Below are 19,745 nucleotides of genomic sequence, written 5' to 3'. Positions count from 1 at the left end.
CCGGCAGCGTTCGGGCGCAACCGGTAAAATGCCGAACCATGAAACCCGAAATCTGGACCCCGCATGTGACGGTCGCCGCGCTCGTGGAGCGCGCCGGCCGCTTTCTCGTGATCGAGGAAGAAACCTCGACGGGCCTGCGCATCAACCAGCCGGCCGGTCATCTCGAAGCCGGCGAAACGCTGGCCGACGCCGTGATCCGCGAAACGCTCGAGGAAACCGCGCACCCGTTCACGCCCGACGCGCTCGTCGGCGTCTATCTCGCGCACTACGATCGCCCCGGCAACGCCGGCGCGACCTACCTGCGCTTCACGTTCTGCGGCACGGCCGGCGAACCGCTCGCGGGCCATGTGCTCGACGACGGCATCGTCCGCACGCTGTGGATGACGGCCGACGAATTGCGCGCCTGCAGCGAGCGCCATCGGTCGCCCGCGGTGATGCGCTGCGTCGACGACTATCTCGCCGGGCGGCGTATTCCGCTCGATTTCGTCCACACGCATTCGGTCGCCCCGCGCCCCGAGGCATTCGAACGTCAGGCGGTCGGCAAATGAGCAAGCGCCGTGTAGTGGTGGGCATGTCGGGCGGCGTCGATTCGTCGGTGACCGCGTGGCTGCTGAAGGAACAAGGCTACGACGTGGTCGGCCTGTTCATGAAGAACTGGGAAGACGACGACGACGGCGAATACTGCTCGACGCGCCAGGACTGGATCGACGTCGTGTCGGTGGCCGACCTGATCGGCATCGACGTGGAAGCCGTCAACTTCGCCGCGCAATACAAGGACCGCGTGTTCGCCGAGTTCCTGCGCGAATACTCGGCCGGCCGCACGCCGAACCCCGACGTGCTGTGCAACGCCGAGATCAAGTTCAAGGCGTTCCTCGACCACGCGATGTCGCTCGACGCGGAAATGATCGCGACCGGCCACTATGCGCGCGTGCGCGAGCGCGACGGGCGTTTCGAACTGCTGAAGGCATTCGATCATACGAAAGACCAGTCGTACTTCCTGCACCGGCTGAACCAGGCGCAACTATCGAAGACGATGTTCCCGCTCGGCGAGATCCCGAAGACGAAGGTGCGCGAGATCGCCGCGCAGATCGGGCTGCCGAATGCGAAGAAGAAGGATTCGACCGGCATCTGCTTCATCGGCGAACGGCCGTTCCGCGATTTCCTGAACCGCTATCTTCCGACGAAACCCGGCCCGATGAAGACGCCCGACGGCAAGGTGGTCGGCGAGCACATCGGCCTCGCGTTCTATACGTTCGGCCAGCGCAAGGGCATCGGCCTCGGCGGCAGCAAGAGCGGCAGCGGCGAGCCGTGGTTCGTCGCCGCGAAGGACATCGCGTCGAACACGCTGTACGTCGTGCAGGGCCACGATCATCCGTGGCTGCTGTCGCGCGAGCTGGTCGCCGGCAACGTGAGCTGGGTCGCCGGCGAGCCGCCGGCGGACGGTTTCGCGTGCGGCGCGAAGACGCGCTACCGGCAGGCCGATGCGGCGTGCACGTTCGGCCGGGCCGCGACAGGCCGGGACGCGACAGGCGGGGCCGCGACAGGCGCCGCGGCAGCCGGCCCGGCAGGCGAAGCGCGCTTCTCGCTCGCGTTCGACGATGCGCAGTGGGCCGTCACGCCCGGCCAGTCGGCCGTCCTGTACGACGGCGAGATCTGCCTCGGCGGCGGCATCATCGAGTTCGCGGCCACTGGCCAACCCGGTCAGGCCGCACCGGCGGGCGACGCGCCGGCACTCGCCGACGCACGCTGACATCCATTCGGTTTAGACTTGCGGCACGCCGCGCCCGGCGGAACACGATTCCGCCGCGGCCGGCGCGCCGCCTTCGCAGCGTACGCATGGCGGTATTTCAAGATTCTTACGGAGTCCCCCCCATGCTTTCAAGACGCTACCTCGCGATGTGGTGTGCGGTGCTGCTGCTCGTCGCGGCGGCCGCGCTCGCGTCGGTCCACGCACTTTCCTGGCTGTGGATCGTCATCCCCATCGCCCTCGTCGCGCTCGGCCTGTACGACCTGAAGCAGGACCGCCACGCGATCCTGCGGAACTACCCGCTCTGGGGCCACTTCCGCTTCCTGTTCGAGTTCATCCGACCTGAAATCCGCCAGTACTTCGTCGAGGACGACACCGACGAAAAGCCGTTCTCGCGCGCGCAGCGCAGCCTCGTCTACCAGCGCGCGAAGAACGTCGCGGACAACCGTCCGTACGGCACCGAGCTGAACGTGAAGGCCGTCGCGCACGAATGGATCAGCCATTCGCTCGCGCCGACGAAGCTGCCGAACCACGACTTCCGCATCCGCGTCGGCGCGAATCGCGCGCAACCGTACGACATTTCGATCTTCAACATCTCGGCGATGAGCTTCGGCTCGCTGTCCGCGAACGCGATCCGCTCGCTGAACCTCGGCGCGAAGAAAGGCGGCTTCGCGCACGACACCGGCGAAGGCTCGCTGTCGAAGTACCACCGCGAGAACGGCGGCGACATCGTCTGGGAAATCGCGTCCGGCTACTTCGGCTGCCGCAACGACGACGGCACGTTCAACCCCGACAAGTTCGCGAAGCAGGCCGCCGATCCGCAGGTCAAGATGATCGAGGTGAAGCTGTCGCAGGGCGCGAAGCCCGGCCACGGCGGCGTGCTGCCGGCCGCGAAGATCACGCCGGAAATCGCCGAGACGCGCGGCGTGCCGATGGGCAAGGACTGCATCTCGCCCGCGACGCACTCGGAATTCTCGACACCGCGCGGGCTGCTCGAATTCGTCGAGCGGCTGCGCACGCTGTCCGGCGGCAAGCCGACCGGCTTCAAGCTGTGCATCGGCCATCCGTGGGAATTCTTCGGGATCGCGAAAGCGATGATCGAGACGGGCATCGTGCCCGACTTCATCGTCGTCGACGGCGCGGAAGGCGGCACGGGCGCGGCGCCGCTCGAATTCACCGACCACGTCGGCGTGCCGCTGCAGGAAGGGCTGCTGCTCGTGCACAACACCCTCGTCGGGATCGGCGTGCGGGACCGCGTGAAGCTCGGCGCGAGCGGCAAGATCATCACCGCGTTCGACATCGCCCGCACGCTCGCGATCGGCGCGGACTGGGTGAACTCGGCGCGCGGCTTCATGTTCGCGGTCGGCTGCATCCAGGCGCAGCACTGCCACACCGACCGCTGCCCGACCGGCGTCGCGACGCAGGACCCGGTGCGCCAGCGCGCGCTCGTCGTGCCCGACAAGGCCGAGCGCGTGTACAACTTCCACCGCAATACGCTGCATGCGCTGCAGGAACTCGTACAGGCGGCCGGCCTCGCGCATCCGTCCGAGCTGCGCGCGCATCACATCGTGCAGCGGGTCGCGCCGCACGAGGTGCGACTGATGTCGCAACTGCTGAAGTACCTGAAACCCGGTGCGCTGCTCGACGGCCAGACCTGCGGCTTCTCCCTGTACGACAAGTGGTGGCCGATCGCGCGCAGCGATTCGTTCACGCTCGGCGAAGCGGTGTACGCGTCGATCGAGTGACGCGCGCGGCCGCCCGCTCCGGCGGCGGCCGGCGCCGCAAAAGGAAAAGCGCCCCGCGGGGCGCTTTTCTTTCGTCTGCCGAATGCGTGACGGCCGGGCCGCGGCTCAGTTCTGCGGCAGCGTATCGGCGAACGACTGTCGCTGCTGCAGCTTCATGAAGTGCTTGTCGAGGTTCGGGTGTCGATCGCGCCAGTCGAGCTCGGGCATCCGGAAATCGAGGTAGCCGAGCGCGCAGCCGAGGGCGATGTCGGCGAGCGTGTAATGATTGCCGACGCACCACGTCTTGCCGCCGAGACCCTGCGACATCGCGACGAGCGCGTCGTCGATCTTGCGTTGCTGGCGCGCGATCCAGCTCGCGCTGCGCTGCCCTTCTTCCCGCAGCGTGTGTTCGAGGCGGATCGCGACCGCCGCGTCGAGCACGCCGTCGCCCAGTGCTTCCCAGCAGCGCACTTCGACGCGCTCGCGGCCCGACGGCGGAATCAGCTTGCCGACCGGCGACAGCGTATCGACGTATTCGCAGATCACGCGGGAATCGAACACCGCGGCACCATCTTCCATCACGAGACACGGGACCTTGCCGAGCGGATTGGATGCGTGAATATCCGTCTCCGGCGCCCACACGTTCTCGAGCTCCAGCTTGTAGTCGATCTTCTTTTCAGCAAGCACGATCCGCGCCTTTCGGACGTACGGGCTGCTGAGCGAACCGATTAATTTCATCATCTGCCTTTTTAAGGGAACCGCCGAGAGTATACGTTGTCGCCGATCATAACCGGCCCGCGCGGCCGGGCAGAAAATCGCCCGTCCGGCCTGTGGATGGTTTGCAACAGCCGCCGCCGCGGGCCTTCCGGCGCCACTTCCCGCCCCGCTTTCACGCGCCGCGTCCCGCGGCGCTACAATCGCACGATGAATGCGCCTCTCGATACCGCCATCGCCGTCGACGTCTACCGCCAGCGCCGTGAACGCGTGCTTGCCGCACTGCGTGCCGCGGGCGGCGGCGTCGCCATCGTCCCCACCGCGCCGGAAATGCTGCGCAACCGCGATACGGCTTACCCGTACCGGTTCGACAGCTACTTCCATTACCTGACGGGCTTCACCGAGCCGGATGCCGTGCTCGTGCTGAACGCGGCCGCGCCGCACGGCGCGCCGGAATCGATCCTGTTCTGCCGCGGCAAGAACGTCGACCGCGAGATCTGGGAAGGCTTTCACTACGGGCCCGACGCCGCGCGCGACGCGTTCGGCTTCGACGCGGCATTCGCGGTCGACGTGATCGACACCGAAATGCCGCGCCTGCTCGCCGATGCGGGCACCGTGCACTACCGGTTCGGCGCATCGGCCGACTTCGAGCGCCAGCTCGCGGGCTGGATCGACGCGGTGCGCGCGCAGGCACGCACGGGCGTCGCGGCGCCGGACGCGCTGCTCGACCTCACGCCGCTGCTCGACGACATGCGGCTCGTGAAGGACGAACACGAACTCGCGATCATGATGCGCGCCGCGCACATCTCCGCGCTCGCGCATCGCCGCGCGATGCAGGCGTGCCGCCCCGGCATCCGCGAATACGAGCTCGAGGCCGAGCTGCTGTACCTGTTCCGCAAGCACGGCGCGCAGGCGCCCGCGTACGGTTCGATCGTCGCGGCCGGCGCGAATGCGTGCGTGCTGCACTACCCGGCCGGCAACGCGGCCGCGCAGGACGGCGACCTGATCCTGATCGACGCCGCCTGCGAACTCGACGGCTATGCGTCGGACATCACGCGCACGTTCCCGGCCAACGGCCGCTTCTCGCCCGCGCAGCGCGCGCTGTACGACATCGTGCTCGCCGCGCAGCAGGCCGCGATCGACGCGACGCGCGCGGGCGTATCGTTCGAGGCGCCGCACGATGCGGCCGTCCGCGTGCTCGCGCAGGGGCTGCTCGACACCGGCATCATCCCGAAAACACGCTTCTCGAACGTCGACGACGTGATCGCCGAGCGCGCGTACACGCGCTTCTACATGCACCGCACGGGCCACTGGATCGGGATGGACGTGCACGACTGCGGCGACTACCGCGAGCGGCTCGCCGAGCGCGACGCCAACGGCGCGTTGCCGTGGCGTACGCTGAAGCCCGGCATGACGCTCACCGTCGAGCCCGGCCTGTACGTGCGCGCGGCCGACGACGTGCCGCCCGAGTACTGGAACATCGGCATCCGCATCGAGGACGACGCGATCGTGCGCGAGCACGGCTGCGAGCTGATCACGCGCGGCGTGCCGGTCGCGGCCGACGAGATCGAGGCGCTGATGCGTGCGGACACATGACCGGCCGCCGACCGTTACCTCCGTTTCACGAATCAAGATGACGACCGCTTCCTCCCCGGCCACGCCGGATTACGACCTCGCCATCGTCGGCGCCGGCCCCGTCGGGCTCGCGCTCGCCGGCTGGCTCGCGCGCCGCAGCGCGACGCAGCACGCGTCGATCGCGCTGATCGACGCACGCGAACCGGCCGCGAGCGCGAACGATCCGCGCGCGATCGCCGTGTCGCACGGCAGCCGCGTGCTGCTCGACACACTCGCCTGGCCCGCCGACGCGACGCCGATCGAACATATCCACGTGTCGCAGCGCGGCCATTTCGGCCGCACGCTGATCGACCGCGACGAGCACGCCCTCGCCGCGCTCGGCTACGTGGTGCGCTACGGCTCGATCGCGCAGGCGCTCGCGAATGCGGTGCGCGGCACGCGCGTCGACTGGCTCACGTCGACCACCGCACGCGCGCCGCGGCAGGACGCCGACGGCGTCACGCTGACGCTCGACGGCCCGCAAGGCGAGCGCACGCTGCGCGCGCGCATCGTCATCAATGCCGAAGGCGGGCTGTTCCACGAACAGCAGGCCGATACGGCCAAGCATCGCCGCGACTACGGGCAGACCGCGCTCGTCGGCACGGTCACGGTATCGGCGCCGCGCCCGAATGTCGCGTGGGAACGCTTCACGCACGAGGGCCCGCTCGCACTGCTGCCGCTCGGCGGGCCGCGTCAGGCCGACTACTCGCTCGTCTGGTGCTGTACGCCCGACGAAGCGGCGCGACGTGCCGCGCTGCCCGACGACGCGTTCCTGCGCGAGCTCGGCAGCGCATTCGGCGAACGCATGGGCGAATTCGTCGCGATCGCCGGGCGCGCGTCGTTCCCGCTCGGCCTGAACGCCGCGCAGACGCTCGTCAGCGGCCGCGTCGCGATCGTCGGCAATGCCGCGCAAACGCTGCACCCGGTGGCGGGCCAGGGGCTCAACCTCGGGCTGCGCGATGCGCACACGCTCGTCGACACGCTGTCCGCACAAGGCTTCGAAGCGACCGCGCTCGCGACCTTCAACGCGCGCCGCGCGCTCGACCGGCGCTTCACGATCGGCGCGACCGACACGCTGGCGCGCCTGTTTACGATCGACTCGGGCCCGCTTCCTCTGCTGCGCGGCGCCGCGCTCACCGCGCTCGAGTTCGTGCCGCCGCTCAAGAAGGCGATCGCGCGTCAGATGATGTTCGGCCAGCGCAACTGACGCGCGGCACGCCGTGCGGCGCGTCCGGGCGAACCAGGCAAACCGGGTCAAATCGGCGGGGCATGGGAATACGGTAAAATGCCCGTTTTCCGCCTTCCCTTCCCCTGCCCGCGCCGGTCGCGGGCGGCGCCATTGCGATGCCCGTTATCGGCCCTCACGTATTGCGTAACAACCTGTTCGTCGCCCCGATGGCCGGGGTGACGGATCGTCCGTTCCGCCAGCTGTGCAAACGGCTGGGAGCCGGTTACGCCGTGTCCGAGATGGTCGCGTCCAACGCGCAGCTGTGGAAAAGCGCGAAGACGATGCGGCGCGCGAACCACGAAGGCGAAGTCGAGCCGATCGCGGTGCAGATTGCCGGCGCCGATCCGGCGATGATGGCCGAGGCGGCCCGCTACAACGTCGACAACGGCGCGCAGATCATCGACATCAACATGGGCTGCCCGGCGAAGAAGGTCTGCAACGTCGCGGCCGGCTCCGCGCTGCTGCAGAACGAGCCGCTCGTGCAGCGGATCGTCGAGGCCGTCGTCGCGGCGGTCGGCACGGGGCCCGATGCGGTGCCGGTCACGCTGAAGATCCGCACCGGCTGGGACCGCGAGCACAAGAACGCGATCACGGTCGCGCGCCTGGCCGAAGCGGCCGGCATCTCGATGCTCACCGTGCACGGCCGCACGCGCGCCGATCTGTACCGCGGCGACGCCGAGTACGACACCATCGCGGCCGTGAAGGCGGCCGTGCGGATTCCGGTCGTCGCGAACGGCGACATCACGTCGCCCGCCAAGGCGAAGGCCGTACTCGATGCAACCGGCGCCGACGCGCTGATGATCGGTCGCGCCGCGCAAGGCCGACCGTGGCTGTTCCGCGAAATCGATCATTTCCTGCAAACCGGCGAGCTGCTGCCCCCGCCGCGGATCGACGAGATCCAGCACGTGATGAACGAACACCTGGAAGACCACTACGCGTTCTATGGCGAATTCACCGGCGTCCGTACTGCGCGCAAGCACATCGGCTGGTACACTCGCGGCCTTTCCGGTGCCAACGGGTTCCGGCACCGAATGAACACGCTCGATTCCACCCGCGAGCAGCTCGCCGCCGTCAATGCATTCTTCGAGGCGCAAAAGGCGCTGTCGGACCACCTCGTCTACGTCGATGACGAAGCGGAAAACAGCCAGGGCGAGTCGGACGACCATAACCAGTTAGCAGCATGAGCAAGCACAACATCGAACAATGTGTCCGCGAGAGCCTGGACGTGTATTTCCGGGATCTAGACGGCTCCAATCCGCACGACGTCTATGAAATGGTGATGTCCTGCGTCGAAAAGCCGATGCTCGAGGTCGTGCTCGTACAGGCCGGCGGCAACCAGTCGCTCGCCGCGGAGTACCTCGGCATCAATCGCAATACGCTGCGCAAGAAGCTGCAGCAGCACGGCCTGCTGTAGGCGGCCGTCCCGTCCCCGTTTCCCTGGCTATTGGTGGTTCCATCATGATCAAGCAAGCGCTCATTTCCGTTTCCGACAAGACCGGCATCGTCGACTTCGCGAAGTCGCTGTCCGACCTCGGCGTCAAGCTGCTGTCGACGGGCGGCACCGCGAAACTCCTCGCCGACGCCGGCCTGCCCGTGACCGAAGTGGCCGATTACACGGGCTTCCCGGAAATGCTCGATGGGCGCGTGAAGACGCTGCACCCGAAGGTGCACGGCGGCATCCTCGCCCGCCGCGACCTGCCCGAACACATGCAGGCGCTCGAACAGCATGGCATCCCGACGATCGACCTGCTCGTCGTGAACCTGTATCCGTTCGTCGCGACGGTCGCGAAGGACGACTGCACGCTCGCCGACGCGATCGAGAACATCGACATCGGCGGCCCGACGATGCTGCGCTCGGCCGCGAAGAACCACCGCGACGTGACGGTCGTCGTCGATCCGGCCGACTACGCGGTCGTGCTCGATGAAATGAAGGCGAACGGCAACACGGTCGGCTACCCGACCAACTTCCGTCTCGCGACGAAGGTGTTCGCGCACACCGCGCAATACGACGGCGCGATCACGAACTACCTGACGAGCCTGACCGACGAGCTGCAGCACGCATCGCGCAGCGCGTACCCGGCCACGCTGAACATGGCGTTCGACAAGGTGCAGGACCTGCGCTACGGCGAGAACCCGCACCAGAGCGCGGCGTTCTACCGCGACATCGCGACGCCGGCCGGCGCGCTGGCGAACTACCGCCAGCTGCAGGGCAAGGAACTGTCGTACAACAACATCGCGGATTCGGACGCGGCGTGGGAATGCGTGAAGACGTTCGACGCGCCGGCCTGCGTGATCATCAAGCATGCGAACCCGTGCGGCGTCGCGGTCGGCAACGACTCGGCCGACGCGTACGCGAAGGCGTTCCAGACCGACCCGACCTCGGCATTCGGCGGCATCATCGCGTTCAACCGCGAAGTCGACGAAGTGGCCGCGCAAGCCGTGGCGAAGCAGTTCGTCGAAGTGCTGATCGCCCCGTCGTTCTCCGACGCCGCGAAGCAGGTGTTCGCCGCGAAGCAGAACGTGCGCCTGCTCGAGATCGCGCTGGGCGACGGCCACAACGCATTCGACCTGAAGCGCGTGGGCGGCGGCCTGCTCGTGCAGTCGCTCGATTCGAAGAACGTGCAGCCGAGCGAGCTGCGCGTCGTCACGAAGCGCCAGCCGACCGCGAAGGAAATGGACGACCTGCTGTTCGCATGGCGCGTCGCGAAGTACGTGAAGTCGAACGCGATCGTGTTCTGCGGCAACGGCATGACGCTCGGCGTCGGCGCCGGCCAGATGAGCCGCGTCGATTCCGCGCGCATCGCGAGCATCAAGGCGCAGAACGCGGGCCTGACGCTCGCCGGCTCGGCCGTCGCGTCGGATGCGTTCTTCCCGTTCCGCGACGGCCTCGACGTCGTCGTGGCGGCCGGCGCGACCTGCGTGATTCACCCGGGCGGCTCGATGCGCGACGACGAAGTGATCGCGGCAGCCGACGAGCACGGCATCGCGATGATCCTGACGGGCGTGCGCCACTTCCGTCACTGATCGCGGCATGCGGCCCGCGCGGCCGCTGCACGAGAACCCGGCGGCATCATCCCCGCCGGGTTTTTTATTGCGCGGCGCCTTCGCGCACGACCGGGCGACCGGCTTGCCGCACCATTCGTTGTAGTATCGCTGCATCACGCCACTCTCCTCACTCATGCGAATTCTCGGCATCGACCCCGGCCTGCGCGTCACCGGCTTCGGCGTCATCGACGTCAGCGGCCACCAGCTCGCCTATGTCACGAGCGGCGTGATCCGTACGCCGACCGCCGACCTGGCCACCCGCCTCGGCACGATCTTCCAGGGCGTATCGACGCTCGTGCGGGAGCACGCGCCCGACCAGTCCGCGATCGAAAAGGTGTTCGTCAACGTGAACCCGCAGTCGACGCTGCTGCTCGGCCAGGCGCGTGGCGCCGCGATCTGCGGCCTCGTCGCGGGCGGCTTGCCGGTCGCCGAATACACCGCGCTACAGCTCAAGCAGGCCGTGGTGGGCTACGGCCGCGCGACCAAGACGCAGATGCAGGAAATGGTCACGCGGCTGCTCAATCTGTCCGGCCAGCCGGGCTCCGACGCGGCCGACGCGCTCGGCATGGCGATCTGCCACGCACACGGCGGCAACACGCTCAGCACGCTGGGCGGCCTCGCGCCGGCGCTCGCGCAAAAAGGGCTGCGCGTGCGGCGCGGCAGGCTGGTCGGCTGACGCCGCCGCGCACCGCGGCGCGGCGCATCGGCTCGACCGCGTTGGCGCCTTGACCGTTTTACCCGCGCCCGACATGCCCGCGACACGCGCCGCCTCGGCCTGACGGACGCGCCCATCGGCATTGCGCCGCGCGTGCGCTACACTCGCGCTTTCTTCCTCGCATCCCGTCCTCCATGATCGGTCGCATCGCCGGCATCCTGCTCGAAAAGAACCCACCTCATCTGCTCGTCGACTGCAACGGCGTCGGCTACGAAATCGACGTGCCGATGAGCACCTTCTACAACCTGCCGCAAACGGGCGAGCGCATCGTGCTGCTCACGCAGCAGATCGTCCGCGAGGACGCGCACCTGCTGTACGGCTTCCTGACGCCGCAGGAACGCACGACCTTCCGCGAGCTGCTGAAGATCACCGGCATCGGCGCGCGCATGGCGCTCGCCGTGCTGTCCGGCATGAGCGTGCAGGAACTCGCGCAAGCGGTGACGATGCAGGACGCCGCCCGCCTCACGCGCCTGCCCGGCATCGGCAAGAAGACGGCCGAGCGCCTGCTGCTCGAACTGAAGGGCAAGCTCGGCGCCGACCTCGGCGCGCTCGCCGGGGCCGCGTCGGCATCCGACCACGCGACCGACATCCTCAACGCGCTGCTCGCGCTCGGCTACTCCGAGAAGGAAGGCCTTGCCGCGATCAAGAACGTGCCGGCCGGCACCGGCGTGTCCGACGGCATCAAGCTCGCGCTGAAGGCGCTGTCGAAGGCGTAACGCGCGGTCGATCCGGCCGTCGAAGCCAGTGTCGCGCCGCCGCGCGGCACGCGCCAGTCGGCCGTTCGGCCAGGTGGTGCGCGCTTCGACGCGCGGTACAATGGCCGCATGATTGAAACCGACAAACTCGCCACCGAGCAGCGGATCATCGCCGCCACGCCCACCTCGTCGCACGAGGAGGTGTTCGAGCGTGCGCTGCGGCCGCGCCAGCTCGACGACTACGTCGGCCAGGAAAAGGTGCGCGGCCAGCTCGAGATCTTCATCGAAGCCGCGAAGCGCCGCTCCGAGCCGCTCGATCACGTGCTGCTGTTCGGGCCGCCGGGTCTCGGCAAGACAACGCTCGCGCACATCATTGCGCGCGAGATGGGCGTGAACCTGCGCCAGACGTCGGGCCCCGTGCTCGAGCGCGCAGGCGATCTCGCCGCGCTGCTGACGAACCTCGAGGCGAACGACGTGCTGTTCATCGACGAGATCCACCGGCTGTCGCCGGTCGTCGAGGAAATCCTGTATCCGGCGCTCGAGGATTACCAGATCGACATCATGATCGGCGAAGGGCCGGCGGCGCGCAGCGTGAAGCTCGACCTGCAGCCGTTCACGCTGGTCGGCGCGACCACCCGCGCGGGGATGCTGACCAATCCGCTGCGCGATCGTTTCGGGATCGTCGCGCGCCTCGAGTTCTACGACGCCGAACAACTGTCGCGCATCGTGCGGCGCTCGGCATCGCTGCTGAATGCGCAGATCGATCCGAACGGCGCGCTGGAAATCGCGAAGCGCGCGCGCGGCACGCCCCGGATCGCGAACCGTCTGCTGCGCCGCGTGCGCGACTTCGCGGAAGTGAAGGCCGACGGCCAGATCACCGCGGCCGTTGCCGACGCCGCGCTCGCGATGCTCGACGTCGATCCGGTCGGCTTCGACCTGATGGACCGCAAGCTGCTCGAAGCGATCCTGTACAAGTTCGACGGTGGCCCGGTGGGGATCGACAACCTCGCGGCGGCGATCGGCGAGGAGCGCGACACGATCGAGGACGTGCTCGAACCGTACCTGATCCAGCAGGGCTTCCTGCAGCGCACGCCGCGCGGCCGCGTCGCGACGCTGCTCACGTATCGCCACTTCGGGCTGTCGGTACCCGATGCGCGCCGCACCAACGAGCGCGACGATTGGGATACCCCCGACGGGAAGTAATCCGTCGCCGAGTCACGCCCGCCATGACGACGCCGCCCAGCCGCCACCCCACCGCACCCGTGCCGAGCCCGCGCTGGGCCGAGCCGATCCGCAAGCGGCTCGTGGCCGGCATCACGCACCTGACCGCCGGCGGCGGCGGCCCGTCGATCGATCTCTCTTCACCGCCTGGAGACCCGGGGCTGTTCGGCCCCGACGCCGTCTGCTGGCGCGTGCATGCCGATTTCACGTCGATGATGACGGGCGGCATCGCCGCGCTGCTGCTGCAGGCGCTCCACCCGCTCGCGCTCGCGGGCGTCTGGGATCATTCGTCGTTCCGCACCGACATCTTCGGCCGCTTGCGGCGCACCGCCACGTTCATCACGGGTACGACGTTCGGCAGCCGCGCGGACGCGCTCGCGCTGATCGAGCGCGTGAAAGCGATCCACGCGCGCATCGCGGGCAGTGCGCCCGACGGACGGCCGTACCGCGCCGACGATCCCGAATTGCTGACCTGGGTACATGTCGCGGAAGTGTCGAGCTTTCTCGCCGCGCATCTGCGTTACGTGAATCCCGCGTTGCCGGGCGAACTGCAGGACTGCTATTACGCGGAGACGGCGCTGATCGCCGAGCTGCTCGGCGCCCGTGAGGTTCCGCGTTCGCGCGCCGAGGTGGCGGCTTATCTCGCGCGCATGCTGCCCGAGCTCGAAGCCGGGCCGCGTACCTTCGACGTGATGTCCATCCTGCTGAATGTGCCGGTCGCGAAACCCACGCTGCGGCCTGCCGCGTCGCTGGTGATGCATGCCGGGATCGACCTGCTGCCGGAGTGGGCGCAGCGCATGCTCGGCGTGTCGACGTTCGCGCCGTTACGGCGCGCGGTGGTCCGACCCGGCATACGCGCCATCGCGCCCGTGCTGCGCTGGGCGCTCGTGAACGGCGCGTCCAAGCGTGCGCGCCGCCGCGCGACGGCCACCCCGTCCGACGGCACCCCGCCCGCCTGACGATCCGCCTCCCCGATCATTTCAATTTACTGTCAAATGCCTGTGACAAGCCGACAGGCTTGCACCTGCAGGACGGGGGCGGCGTACTCAGAGCACCTTGCGGTACCCGTCGTCATCGTCGCTCGCGGCTTCGAGATGCGACACGTCGGCCCACTGCACGACCTGCGCGCGGCCATCCACGTAATCGACGACGTTGATGCTGGTGTTGAGCAACTGATAGTTGCGCGGCGCCGACAGATCCAGACCATTCGCAAAACGATACACGCAATCGAGCACGCCGCCGTGCGCGACGCACGCGATCCGGCCGCCCGGATGCGCGGCGACGATCGGTTCGAGCGCATGCAGCACGCGGTGATAAAACGCGCGCTGCGACTCGCCGCCCTCCGGCGCGAAGCCCGGATCGCGCGTCTGCCAGGCCGCATACGCGTCCGGAAACAGCGCCTCGATCTCGGTGCTGTCGTGCCCCTGGAACGCGCCGTATGAACGTTCGCGCAACCCCTCGCGCAGCAGCAGCGGCAGCCCGAGCGCATCGGCGAACGGTTGTGCGGTCTGTTGCGCACGCATCAGATCGCTCGAATAGACCGCGTCGATCCGCGCGCCGTCGCGCGCCTCGCGCTCGAGCCGGGCGGCCAGCCGCCGCGCCTGCGCGAGCCCGGAATCGGCCAGCGGAATGTCGATATGCCCCTGGATTCGCTTGATGCGGTTCCAGGCCGTCTCGCCATGGCGGATGAAAAGAATCTGCGTGGTGGCCATCGCGGTGCGTCTCCGGGGAAGAATCAGGGCCGCACTTGCAGCCAGAACGTCACGGGGCCGTCGTTGACGAGCGACACCTGCATGTCGGCGCCGAACTCGCCCGTCTCGACGACCGGATGGCGCGCCCGCGCGGCCGCGACGAAATAGTCGAACAGCCGCGCGCCTTCGTCGGGCGGCGCGGCCGGCGTGAAGCTCGGACGCAGCCCGCTGTTGGTATCGGCCGCGAGCGTGAACTGCGACACGAGCAGCAGGCCGCCTGCGCGGCCTTCGCCGTCGATGTTCGACACCGGCAGGTTCATCTTGCCGGCCGCGTCGCTGAACACGCGGTAGCCGAGCATCCTTGCCAGCAGCTTGTCGGCCGCGGCCTCGGTATCGCCGCGCTCCGCGCAGACCAGCGCGAGCAGGCCCGCGCCGATCTCGCCCGTCGTGCGGCCGCCGACGCGCACGTCGGCGCGCGTCACGCGCTGGATCAGCGCGATCATGCGGTCAGCGTGACGCGTGCGAAGCGGCGCTTGCCGACCTGCACGACGAACTCGCCGGCCTCGACCTTCAGGCCCTTGTCCGACACGATCGCGCCGTCGATCTTCACGCCGCCCTGCTCGATGTTGCGCAGTGCTTCGCTCGTCGACGGCACGAGGCCCGCCTGCTTCAGCAACTGGCCGATCGCGAGCGGTGCGCCCGCGAGCGTGACCGACGGAATGTCGTCCGGCACGCCGCCCTTCGCGCGGTGGTTGAAGTCCTCGAGCGCACGCTCGGCGTCGGCCTGCGAATGGAAGCGCGCGACGATTTCCTGCGCGAGCAGCACCTTGAAGTCGCGCGGGTTGCGGCCGCCCTCGATGTCGCGCTTGAAGCCCGCGATCTCGTCGAGGCTGCGGAACGACAGCAGTTCGAAGTAACGCCACATCAGCGTGTCCGAAATGCTCATCAGCTTGCCGAACATGTCCGTCGGCTTCTCGCTGATGCCGACGTAGTTGCCCTTCGACTTCGACATCTTCTCGACGCCGTCGAGGCCTTCGAGCAGCGGCATCGTCAGGATGCACTGCTGTTCCTGGCCATACTGCTTCTGCAGTTCGCGGCCGACCAGCAGATTGAATTTCTGGTCGGTGCCGCCGAGTTCGAGATCGGCGTTCAGCGCGACCGAATCGTAGCCCTGCATCAGCGGGTACAGGAATTCGTGGATCGAGATCGGCACGCCGCCCTGGAAGCGCTTCGTGAAATCCTCGCGCTCGAGGATCCGCGCGACCGTGTAGCGCGACGCGAGCTTGATCATCCCGTCCGCGCCGAGCGGCATCGACCATTCGCTGTTGTAGCGGATCTCGGTCTTGTCGCGATCGAGCACGAGCGCGGCCTGCTCGAAGTAGGTCTTCGCGTTCGACTCGATCTGCTCGCGCGTGAGCGGCGGGCGCGTCGCGTTGCGGCCCGACGGATCGCCGATCAGCGACGTGAAATCGCCGATCAGGAAGATCACCGTGTGGCCGAGGTCCTGTAGCTGGCGCATCTTGTTCAGCACGACCGTATGGCCGATGTGAATGTCCGGTGCGGTCGGGTCGAGGCCGAGCTTGATGCGCAGCGGCGTGCCCGTGGCTGCGCTGCGCGCGAGCTTCTGCGCGAACTCTTCCTCGATCAGCAGCTCGTCGACGCCGCGCTTCGTGACGGCGAGCGCATGCCGGACTTCGTCGGTGATCGGGAAAACGGGCTTGGAACTGGGTTCGGTGCTCATCGGTGCCAGGAAGAATGTCGCAAAAACAGGGATTTTCCCATAACTTGCGCGCGCATCGCTTAACGACGCGTCACGTTGCGCGGATAATCGGGGCGCAAGGCGCGCGGCACGGGCCCGCGCCGCTCGATCCAGGAGAACCCAACGTGCCGCAACGACAGCCGCAGCATGCCCATCCGGCAGACGGCATCTACTTCGGGCTGATGTCGGGAACCAGCATGGACGGCGTCGACGGCGTCGCCGTGCGTTTCGAGGCGGGCCGCGCGCCGGTCGTGCTCGCGGAAGCGTTCGTCGGCTTCGCGCAATCGCTGCGCGACGCGCTGTTCGCGCTGCAGCAGCCCGGCGACAACGAGATCGACCGCGAATCGCTCGCGGCGAATGCACTCGTCACGCGCTATGCGGTGTGCTGCCATGAATTACAGCGCACGGCCGGACTGTCGCGCGACGAGATCCGCGCGATCGGCGTGCACGGCCAGACGGTGCGCCATCGCCCGGAGCGCGGTTATACGCGGCAACTCAACAATCCGGCGCTGCTCGCCGAGCTGACCCATGCCGACGTGATCGCCGATTTCCGCAGCCGCGACGTGGCCGCGGGCGGCCACGGCGCGCCGCTCGCACCCGCCTTCCATGCGACGGTGTTCGGCGCGCCGGGCGAAACGCGCGTGGTCTGCAATCTCGGCGGGATCAGCAACATCACGATCCTGCCCGGCGCGGGCGGCGACGTGCGCGGCTTCGACTGCGGCCCCGCGAATGCGCTGATCGATGCATGGGCGACGCGCCATCTGGGCAAGCCGTACGACGACGGCGGCAAGTTCGCCGCACGCGGCAGCGTACACGCGCCGCTGCTCGACGCGCTGCTCGACGAACCGTATTTCACCGCGCCGCCGCCGAAAAGCACCGGACGCGACCTGTTCAATCCCGCATGGCTCGATGCGAAGCTCGCCGCGTTCCAGCAGGTGGCGCCGGAGGATGTGCAGGCGACGCTCACCGCGCTCACCGCCGTGTCGGTGGCACGCGAGATCGCGCAGCACGCGCCGGGCTGCAAGGCCGTCTTCGTATGCGGCGGCGGCGCACGCAATCCGGTGCTGCTCGACGCGCTCTGGCACGCGCTGCGCGACGCCGGCGTGCCGGCCGCCGTCGATACGACGGCCGCGCTCGGCGTCCCGCCGCAGCAGGTCGAAGCGCTGGCGTTCGCGTGGCTCGCGTACCGCTTCACCGCGAGCCAGCCCGGCAATCTCGCGAGCGTGACGGGTGCCGCCGGCGAGCGCGTGCTCGGCGCGCTCTATCCGCGCTGATGCGATACCCGCCGCGCGGCGGGCGCTGCAAGACGAGCACGCAATAAAAAACGGGGCATCAAGCCCCGTTTTCATTCCGGCGAACCGGTGTAGATCTGACGTGCGCTCAGACCGAGAACGACGAACCGCACCCGCAGGTAGTGGTCGCGTTCGGGTTCTTGATCACGAACTGGGCACCGTTGAGGTCGTCCTTGTAGTCGATCTCGGCGCCGACCAGGTACTGGTAGCTCATCGAGTCGATCAAGAGCTGGACACCGTTCTTGTTCATCACGGTGTCGTCCTCGTTGACTTCCTCGTCGAACGTGAAGCCATACTGGAAGCCGGAGCAGCCGCCACCCTGCACGAACACGCGCAGCTTCAGGTCGGGATTGCCCTCTTCGTCGATCAATTGCTTGACCTTGTCGGCCGCGGCGTCGGTGAAGACGAACGGCAGCGGCATATCGGTCGTCGTTGCTGCGGATTCGGTAACAGCGTTCATTCGAACTCTCCAAGAAGCTTTAGCCGCTATTGTAGGGCCGATCAGAAGATCGTGCTGAAGTCCATGAAATCAATAGGTTCTTGTCGATTTCATCAAGGCCGCCCGCGCGGGCGGCGGCCGCAGCAGCCCGGAAGCAGGCATAAAAAAACCGCCAGCGTGAAAGCTGGCGGTTTTTCCGGCGGACGCCGCCCGAAAGCGGCGAGGCCATGAAGCGAAATTAACGCTTCGAGAACTGCTTTGCGCGGCGTGCCTTGCGCAGACCGACCTTCTTACGCTCGACTTCACGCGCATCGCGCGTGACGAAGCCTGCGCTCGACAGCGACGGCTTCAGCGTCGCATCGTAGTCGATCAGTGCACGGGTGATGCCGTGGCGCACTGCGCCTGCCTGACCCGTTTCGCCGCCGCCGTTGACGTTCACCTTGATGTCGAACGTCTGGCCGTGGTTCGTGAGTTCCAGCGGTTGACGCACGATCATCAGCGACGTTTCGCGCGAGAAGTAGTCAGCGATGGGCTTGCCGTTGACGATGATGTCGCCCTTGCCAGCCTTGATGAAGACACGTGCGACTGCGCTCTTGCGGCGGCCCGTACCGTAGTTCCAGTTACCGATCATGTGGGCTCCCCTTAGATCTCGAGCGCCTTCGGCTGTTGAGCCGAATGCGGATGCGTCGCTTCTGCGTAGACCTTCAGCTTCTTGATCATCGCGTAGCCGAGCGGACCCTTCGGCAGCATGCCCTTGACCGCCTTCTCGAGCGCGCGGCCCGGGAAGCGTTCCTGCATCTTGCCGAACGTCGTTTCATAGATACCGCCCGGGTAGCCCGAGTGACGGTAGTACTTCTTGTCCAGCGTCTTGTTGCCCGTGACCTTCAACTTGCTCGCGTTGATGATGATGATGAAATCACCAGTGTCGACGTGCGGGGTGAACTCAGGCTTGTGCTTGCCGCGCAGACGGCGTGCCACTTCGCTGGCAACACGGCCGAGAACCTTATCCGTCGCGTCAATCACGTACCATTCGCGCGTCACCTCATGGGCTTTTGCGGAAAACGTCTTCATGATCGATCCAAAAAAAATGCTTTGCCCGATGTGTTCTTCCTGCTTGTCTGTGTGCGCTTCGAGGCGCGGTGCAGGCTCTCCCTGTTCTTTTTCCGTGGGCATGAATGCGGAAAAGCCCTGAATTATAAAGGAAATGCGGCTACGCGGTCAAAGAGAATCCACGTCCCGTATTCGCGACGGCCGAAATGGGCCAAAATCCGATCGTGCCCCGACGAGCCAGGCGAACCGAGCGCCTGGGGAGGCACCCATCGACGCGCGGCACATGACCTTGCCGCGCCAGACCGGCCGAACCCGAAAAACAACAAATCAGCATGATGAAACAACAACTTGCACCCTTCCTCGCGGCCGCCCTGCTGGCCGCCGCGGCGCCCGCCGTCGCCGCCCGCTCCGGCTGCGAAGCCAAGCTCGACGCACTCGACGCGCGCATCGCCGAAGCCCGGACCGCCCATGCCGAAGAGCGCATCGCGCGCCTGCGCGCGGTGCGCGAACGCGTGCGCCACTTCTGCGCGCGCGGCCACGGCCACGCGTCGGCCGCCCATGCGCCGATGCCCGAGGCAGGCTCGCGCGGCACGCCGCCCGACGCGAACTCGCAGCCTGCCGCGCGACAGCCCGCGTGACGGTGCCGGCGCGCGCAAGCCGCGCGCCGATGTTTGCATGGGACGAAAAAAAGCCCGAACGGCTGGTTCGGGCTTAATCCACCTTAGGAGGAGGGTGGAGGAGACATTCGGAGGTTGCCGCAGCGCGACAACCAATGAGGTTGATTATACGAATGCCCTGCGGACTTCACAAG

At 67.6% G+C, this 19,745-nt stretch carries 22 protein-coding genes; 14 read left to right on the top strand and 8 right to left on the bottom strand.

The features are described from left to right. Positions 1-38: 38 nt before the first annotated feature. From CFB46_RS07345 to CFB46_RS07335, 3 genes are all read left to right on the top strand, one after another. Entirely contained in the window at positions 39-548 is a 510-nt protein-coding gene (locus CFB46_RS07345; protein ID WP_089499641.1) for an NUDIX hydrolase, read from the top strand. Beyond that, on the top strand, positions 545-1,750 hold the full coding sequence (gene mnmA, locus CFB46_RS07340; RefSeq protein WP_089499640.1) for a tRNA 2-thiouridine(34) synthase MnmA: 1,206 nt from the start codon (positions 545-547) through the stop codon (positions 1,748-1,750). The genes CFB46_RS07345 and mnmA overlap by 4 nt, the downstream gene beginning before the upstream one ends. 122 nt (positions 1,751-1,872) lie before the next feature. Further along, positions 1,873-3,492: an FMN-binding glutamate synthase family protein gene (locus CFB46_RS07335; protein WP_089499639.1), complete on the top strand. Its 1,620-nt coding sequence runs from the start codon at positions 1,873-1,875 to the stop codon at positions 3,490-3,492. A 105-nt stretch (positions 3,493-3,597) separates the two neighbouring features. Here CFB46_RS07335 and CFB46_RS07330 read toward each other — a convergent pair whose 3' ends face one another. Beyond that, positions 3,598-4,212: a glutathione S-transferase family protein gene (locus CFB46_RS07330; protein ID WP_089499638.1), complete on the bottom strand. Its 615-nt coding sequence runs from the start codon at positions 4,210-4,212 to the stop codon at positions 3,598-3,600. A 93-nt stretch (positions 4,213-4,305) separates the two neighbouring features. On the opposite strand from CFB46_RS07330, the gene CFB46_RS07325 reads away from it, so the two are divergent. The 9 genes from CFB46_RS07325 (at position 4,306) to CFB46_RS07285 (ending at position 13,662) form a co-directional block, all read left to right on the top strand. Next, entirely contained in the window at positions 4,306-5,781 is a 1,476-nt protein-coding gene (locus CFB46_RS07325) for an aminopeptidase P N-terminal domain-containing protein (protein ID WP_373558183.1), read from the top strand. A 37-nt stretch (positions 5,782-5,818) separates the two neighbouring features. Next, positions 5,819-7,006, top strand: coding sequence for a UbiH/UbiF/VisC/COQ6 family ubiquinone biosynthesis hydroxylase (locus tag CFB46_RS07320; protein WP_089499637.1), 1,188 nt, complete (start codon positions 5,819-5,821; stop codon positions 7,004-7,006). 137 nt (positions 7,007-7,143) lie between these two features. Then, the gene (gene dusB, locus CFB46_RS07315; RefSeq protein WP_006476891.1) at positions 7,144-8,211 is read left to right on the top strand and encodes a tRNA dihydrouridine synthase DusB; all 1,068 of its coding nucleotides are present in this window, start codon (positions 7,144-7,146) and stop codon (positions 8,209-8,211) included. After that, a complete protein-coding gene (locus CFB46_RS07310) occupies positions 8,208-8,441 on the top strand; it encodes a Fis family transcriptional regulator (protein WP_006476892.1) in 234 nt (77 codons plus the stop codon). The genes dusB and CFB46_RS07310 overlap by 4 nt, the downstream gene beginning before the upstream one ends. A 44-nt stretch (positions 8,442-8,485) precedes the next feature. Next, positions 8,486-10,051: a bifunctional phosphoribosylaminoimidazolecarboxamide formyltransferase/IMP cyclohydrolase gene (gene purH / locus CFB46_RS07305; protein WP_089499636.1), complete on the top strand. Its 1,566-nt coding sequence runs from the start codon at positions 8,486-8,488 to the stop codon at positions 10,049-10,051. A 154-nt stretch (positions 10,052-10,205) separates the two neighbouring features. After that, complete coding sequence (ruvC, locus tag CFB46_RS07300; protein WP_027783569.1) at positions 10,206-10,748, top strand: crossover junction endodeoxyribonuclease RuvC; 543 nt, start codon at positions 10,206-10,208, stop codon at positions 10,746-10,748. Positions 10,749-10,921: 173 nt separating this feature from the next. After that, positions 10,922-11,503: a Holliday junction branch migration protein RuvA gene (ruvA, locus tag CFB46_RS07295; protein ID WP_027783568.1), complete on the top strand. Its 582-nt coding sequence runs from the start codon at positions 10,922-10,924 to the stop codon at positions 11,501-11,503. Positions 11,504-11,611: 108 nt separating this feature from the next. Next, entirely contained in the window at positions 11,612-12,685 is a 1,074-nt protein-coding gene (gene ruvB / locus CFB46_RS07290; RefSeq protein ID WP_089499635.1) for a Holliday junction branch migration DNA helicase RuvB, read from the top strand. A 23-nt stretch (positions 12,686-12,708) separates the two neighbouring features. Next, positions 12,709-13,662: an oxygenase MpaB family protein gene (locus CFB46_RS07285; protein WP_089499634.1), complete on the top strand. Its 954-nt coding sequence runs from the start codon at positions 12,709-12,711 to the stop codon at positions 13,660-13,662. A gap of 87 nt (positions 13,663-13,749) precedes the next feature. On the opposite strand, the gene CFB46_RS07280 is transcribed toward CFB46_RS07285, so the two are convergent. From CFB46_RS07280 to tyrS, 3 genes are read right to left on the bottom strand one after another with little or no spacing between them, the layout of a single operon-like run. Then, entirely contained in the window at positions 13,750-14,415 is a 666-nt protein-coding gene (locus CFB46_RS07280) for a histidine phosphatase family protein (RefSeq protein WP_089499633.1), read from the bottom strand. 23 nt (positions 14,416-14,438) lie between these two features. Beyond that, positions 14,439-14,897, bottom strand: coding sequence for a D-aminoacyl-tRNA deacylase (gene dtd / locus CFB46_RS07275; protein WP_089499632.1), 459 nt, complete (start codon positions 14,895-14,897; stop codon positions 14,439-14,441). Beyond that, on the bottom strand, positions 14,894-16,135 hold the full coding sequence (gene tyrS, locus CFB46_RS07270) for a tyrosine--tRNA ligase (RefSeq protein WP_089499631.1): 1,242 nt from the start codon (positions 16,133-16,135) through the stop codon (positions 14,894-14,896). The genes dtd and tyrS overlap by 4 nt, the downstream gene beginning before the upstream one ends. A gap of 143 nt (positions 16,136-16,278) precedes the next feature. Between tyrS and CFB46_RS07265 the strand changes: the two genes are divergently transcribed. Beyond that, on the top strand, positions 16,279-17,427 hold the full coding sequence (locus CFB46_RS07265; RefSeq protein ID WP_089499630.1) for an anhydro-N-acetylmuramic acid kinase: 1,149 nt from the start codon (positions 16,279-16,281) through the stop codon (positions 17,425-17,427). A gap of 106 nt (positions 17,428-17,533) precedes the next feature. Here the strand turns inward: CFB46_RS07265 and erpA are convergent, their stop codons facing one another. From erpA to rplM, 4 genes are read right to left on the bottom strand one after another with little or no spacing between them, the layout of a single operon-like run. Continuing rightward, positions 17,534-17,905 (bottom strand): iron-sulfur cluster insertion protein ErpA, encoded by a 372-nt coding sequence (erpA, locus tag CFB46_RS07260; protein WP_006759918.1) that lies wholly within the window; start codon positions 17,903-17,905, stop codon positions 17,534-17,536. Positions 17,906-17,924: 19 nt separating this feature from the next. Further along, positions 17,925-18,113: a hypothetical protein gene (locus CFB46_RS35830; protein WP_179235046.1), complete on the bottom strand. Its 189-nt coding sequence runs from the start codon at positions 18,111-18,113 to the stop codon at positions 17,925-17,927. 9 nt (positions 18,114-18,122) lie between these two features. After that, on the bottom strand, positions 18,123-18,515 hold the full coding sequence (gene rpsI, locus CFB46_RS07255) for a 30S ribosomal protein S9 (RefSeq protein WP_006476904.1): 393 nt from the start codon (positions 18,513-18,515) through the stop codon (positions 18,123-18,125). A gap of 11 nt (positions 18,516-18,526) precedes the next feature. After that, on the bottom strand, positions 18,527-18,955 hold the full coding sequence (rplM, locus tag CFB46_RS07250; RefSeq protein WP_009687896.1) for a 50S ribosomal protein L13: 429 nt from the start codon (positions 18,953-18,955) through the stop codon (positions 18,527-18,529). A 311-nt stretch (positions 18,956-19,266) separates the two neighbouring features. Between rplM and CFB46_RS07245 the strand changes: the two genes are divergently transcribed. Continuing rightward, positions 19,267-19,572 carry a DUF1090 family protein gene (locus tag CFB46_RS07245; protein ID WP_089499629.1) on the top strand — a complete coding sequence of 102 codons (306 nt, stop codon included), beginning with the start codon at positions 19,267-19,269 and terminating at the stop codon, positions 19,570-19,572. Positions 19,573-19,745: the final 173 nt, after the last annotated feature.

It is taken from the genome of Burkholderia sp. HI2761, assembly GCF_002223355.1.
Classification (GTDB): Bacteria; Pseudomonadota; Gammaproteobacteria; order Burkholderiales; family Burkholderiaceae; genus Burkholderia.
This window is presented reverse-complemented; position numbering and strand designations above follow the sequence as displayed.

What these genes read in the sequence shown, in the direction of transcription:
- rpsI (WP_006476904.1), bottom strand. Translation starts at nt 18,515, where the DNA reads ATGATCGGTAACTGGAACTACGGTACGGGCCGCCGCAAGAGCGCAGTC.
- CFB46_RS35830 (WP_179235046.1), bottom strand. Translation starts at nt 18,113, where the DNA reads ATGGCCTCGCCGCTTTCGGGCGGCGTCCGCCGGAAAAACCGCCAGCTT.
- purH (WP_089499636.1), top strand. Translation starts at nt 8,486, where the DNA reads ATGATCAAGCAAGCGCTCATTTCCGTTTCCGACAAGACCGGCATCGTC.
- ruvC (WP_027783569.1), top strand. Translation starts at nt 10,206, where the DNA reads ATGCGAATTCTCGGCATCGACCCCGGCCTGCGCGTCACCGGCTTCGGC.
- mnmA (WP_089499640.1), top strand. Translation starts at nt 545, where the DNA reads ATGAGCAAGCGCCGTGTAGTGGTGGGCATGTCGGGCGGCGTCGATTCG.
- tyrS (WP_089499631.1), bottom strand. Translation starts at nt 16,135, where the DNA reads ATGAGCACCGAACCCAGTTCCAAGCCCGTTTTCCCGATCACCGACGAA.
- CFB46_RS07325 (WP_373558183.1), top strand. Translation starts at nt 4,306, where the DNA reads ATGGTTTGCAACAGCCGCCGCCGCGGGCCTTCCGGCGCCACTTCCCGC.
- CFB46_RS07280 (WP_089499633.1), bottom strand. Translation starts at nt 14,415, where the DNA reads ATGGCCACCACGCAGATTCTTTTCATCCGCCATGGCGAGACGGCCTGG.
- ruvB (WP_089499635.1), top strand. Translation starts at nt 11,612, where the DNA reads ATGATTGAAACCGACAAACTCGCCACCGAGCAGCGGATCATCGCCGCC.
- dtd (WP_089499632.1), bottom strand. Translation starts at nt 14,897, where the DNA reads ATGATCGCGCTGATCCAGCGCGTGACGCGCGCCGACGTGCGCGTCGGC.
- CFB46_RS07345 (WP_089499641.1), top strand. Translation starts at nt 39, where the DNA reads ATGAAACCCGAAATCTGGACCCCGCATGTGACGGTCGCCGCGCTCGTG.
- CFB46_RS07285 (WP_089499634.1), top strand. Translation starts at nt 12,709, where the DNA reads ATGACGACGCCGCCCAGCCGCCACCCCACCGCACCCGTGCCGAGCCCG.
- CFB46_RS07245 (WP_089499629.1), top strand. Translation starts at nt 19,267, where the DNA reads ATGATGAAACAACAACTTGCACCCTTCCTCGCGGCCGCCCTGCTGGCC.
- CFB46_RS07320 (WP_089499637.1), top strand. Translation starts at nt 5,819, where the DNA reads ATGACGACCGCTTCCTCCCCGGCCACGCCGGATTACGACCTCGCCATC.
- dusB (WP_006476891.1), top strand. Translation starts at nt 7,144, where the DNA reads ATGCCCGTTATCGGCCCTCACGTATTGCGTAACAACCTGTTCGTCGCC.
- CFB46_RS07310 (WP_006476892.1), top strand. Translation starts at nt 8,208, where the DNA reads ATGAGCAAGCACAACATCGAACAATGTGTCCGCGAGAGCCTGGACGTG.
- CFB46_RS07330 (WP_089499638.1), bottom strand. Translation starts at nt 4,212, where the DNA reads ATGATGAAATTAATCGGTTCGCTCAGCAGCCCGTACGTCCGAAAGGCG.
- CFB46_RS07335 (WP_089499639.1), top strand. Translation starts at nt 1,873, where the DNA reads ATGCTTTCAAGACGCTACCTCGCGATGTGGTGTGCGGTGCTGCTGCTC.
- erpA (WP_006759918.1), bottom strand. Translation starts at nt 17,905, where the DNA reads ATGAACGCTGTTACCGAATCCGCAGCAACGACGACCGATATGCCGCTG.
- ruvA (WP_027783568.1), top strand. Translation starts at nt 10,922, where the DNA reads ATGATCGGTCGCATCGCCGGCATCCTGCTCGAAAAGAACCCACCTCAT.
- rplM (WP_009687896.1), bottom strand. Translation starts at nt 18,955, where the DNA reads ATGAAGACGTTTTCCGCAAAAGCCCATGAGGTGACGCGCGAATGGTAC.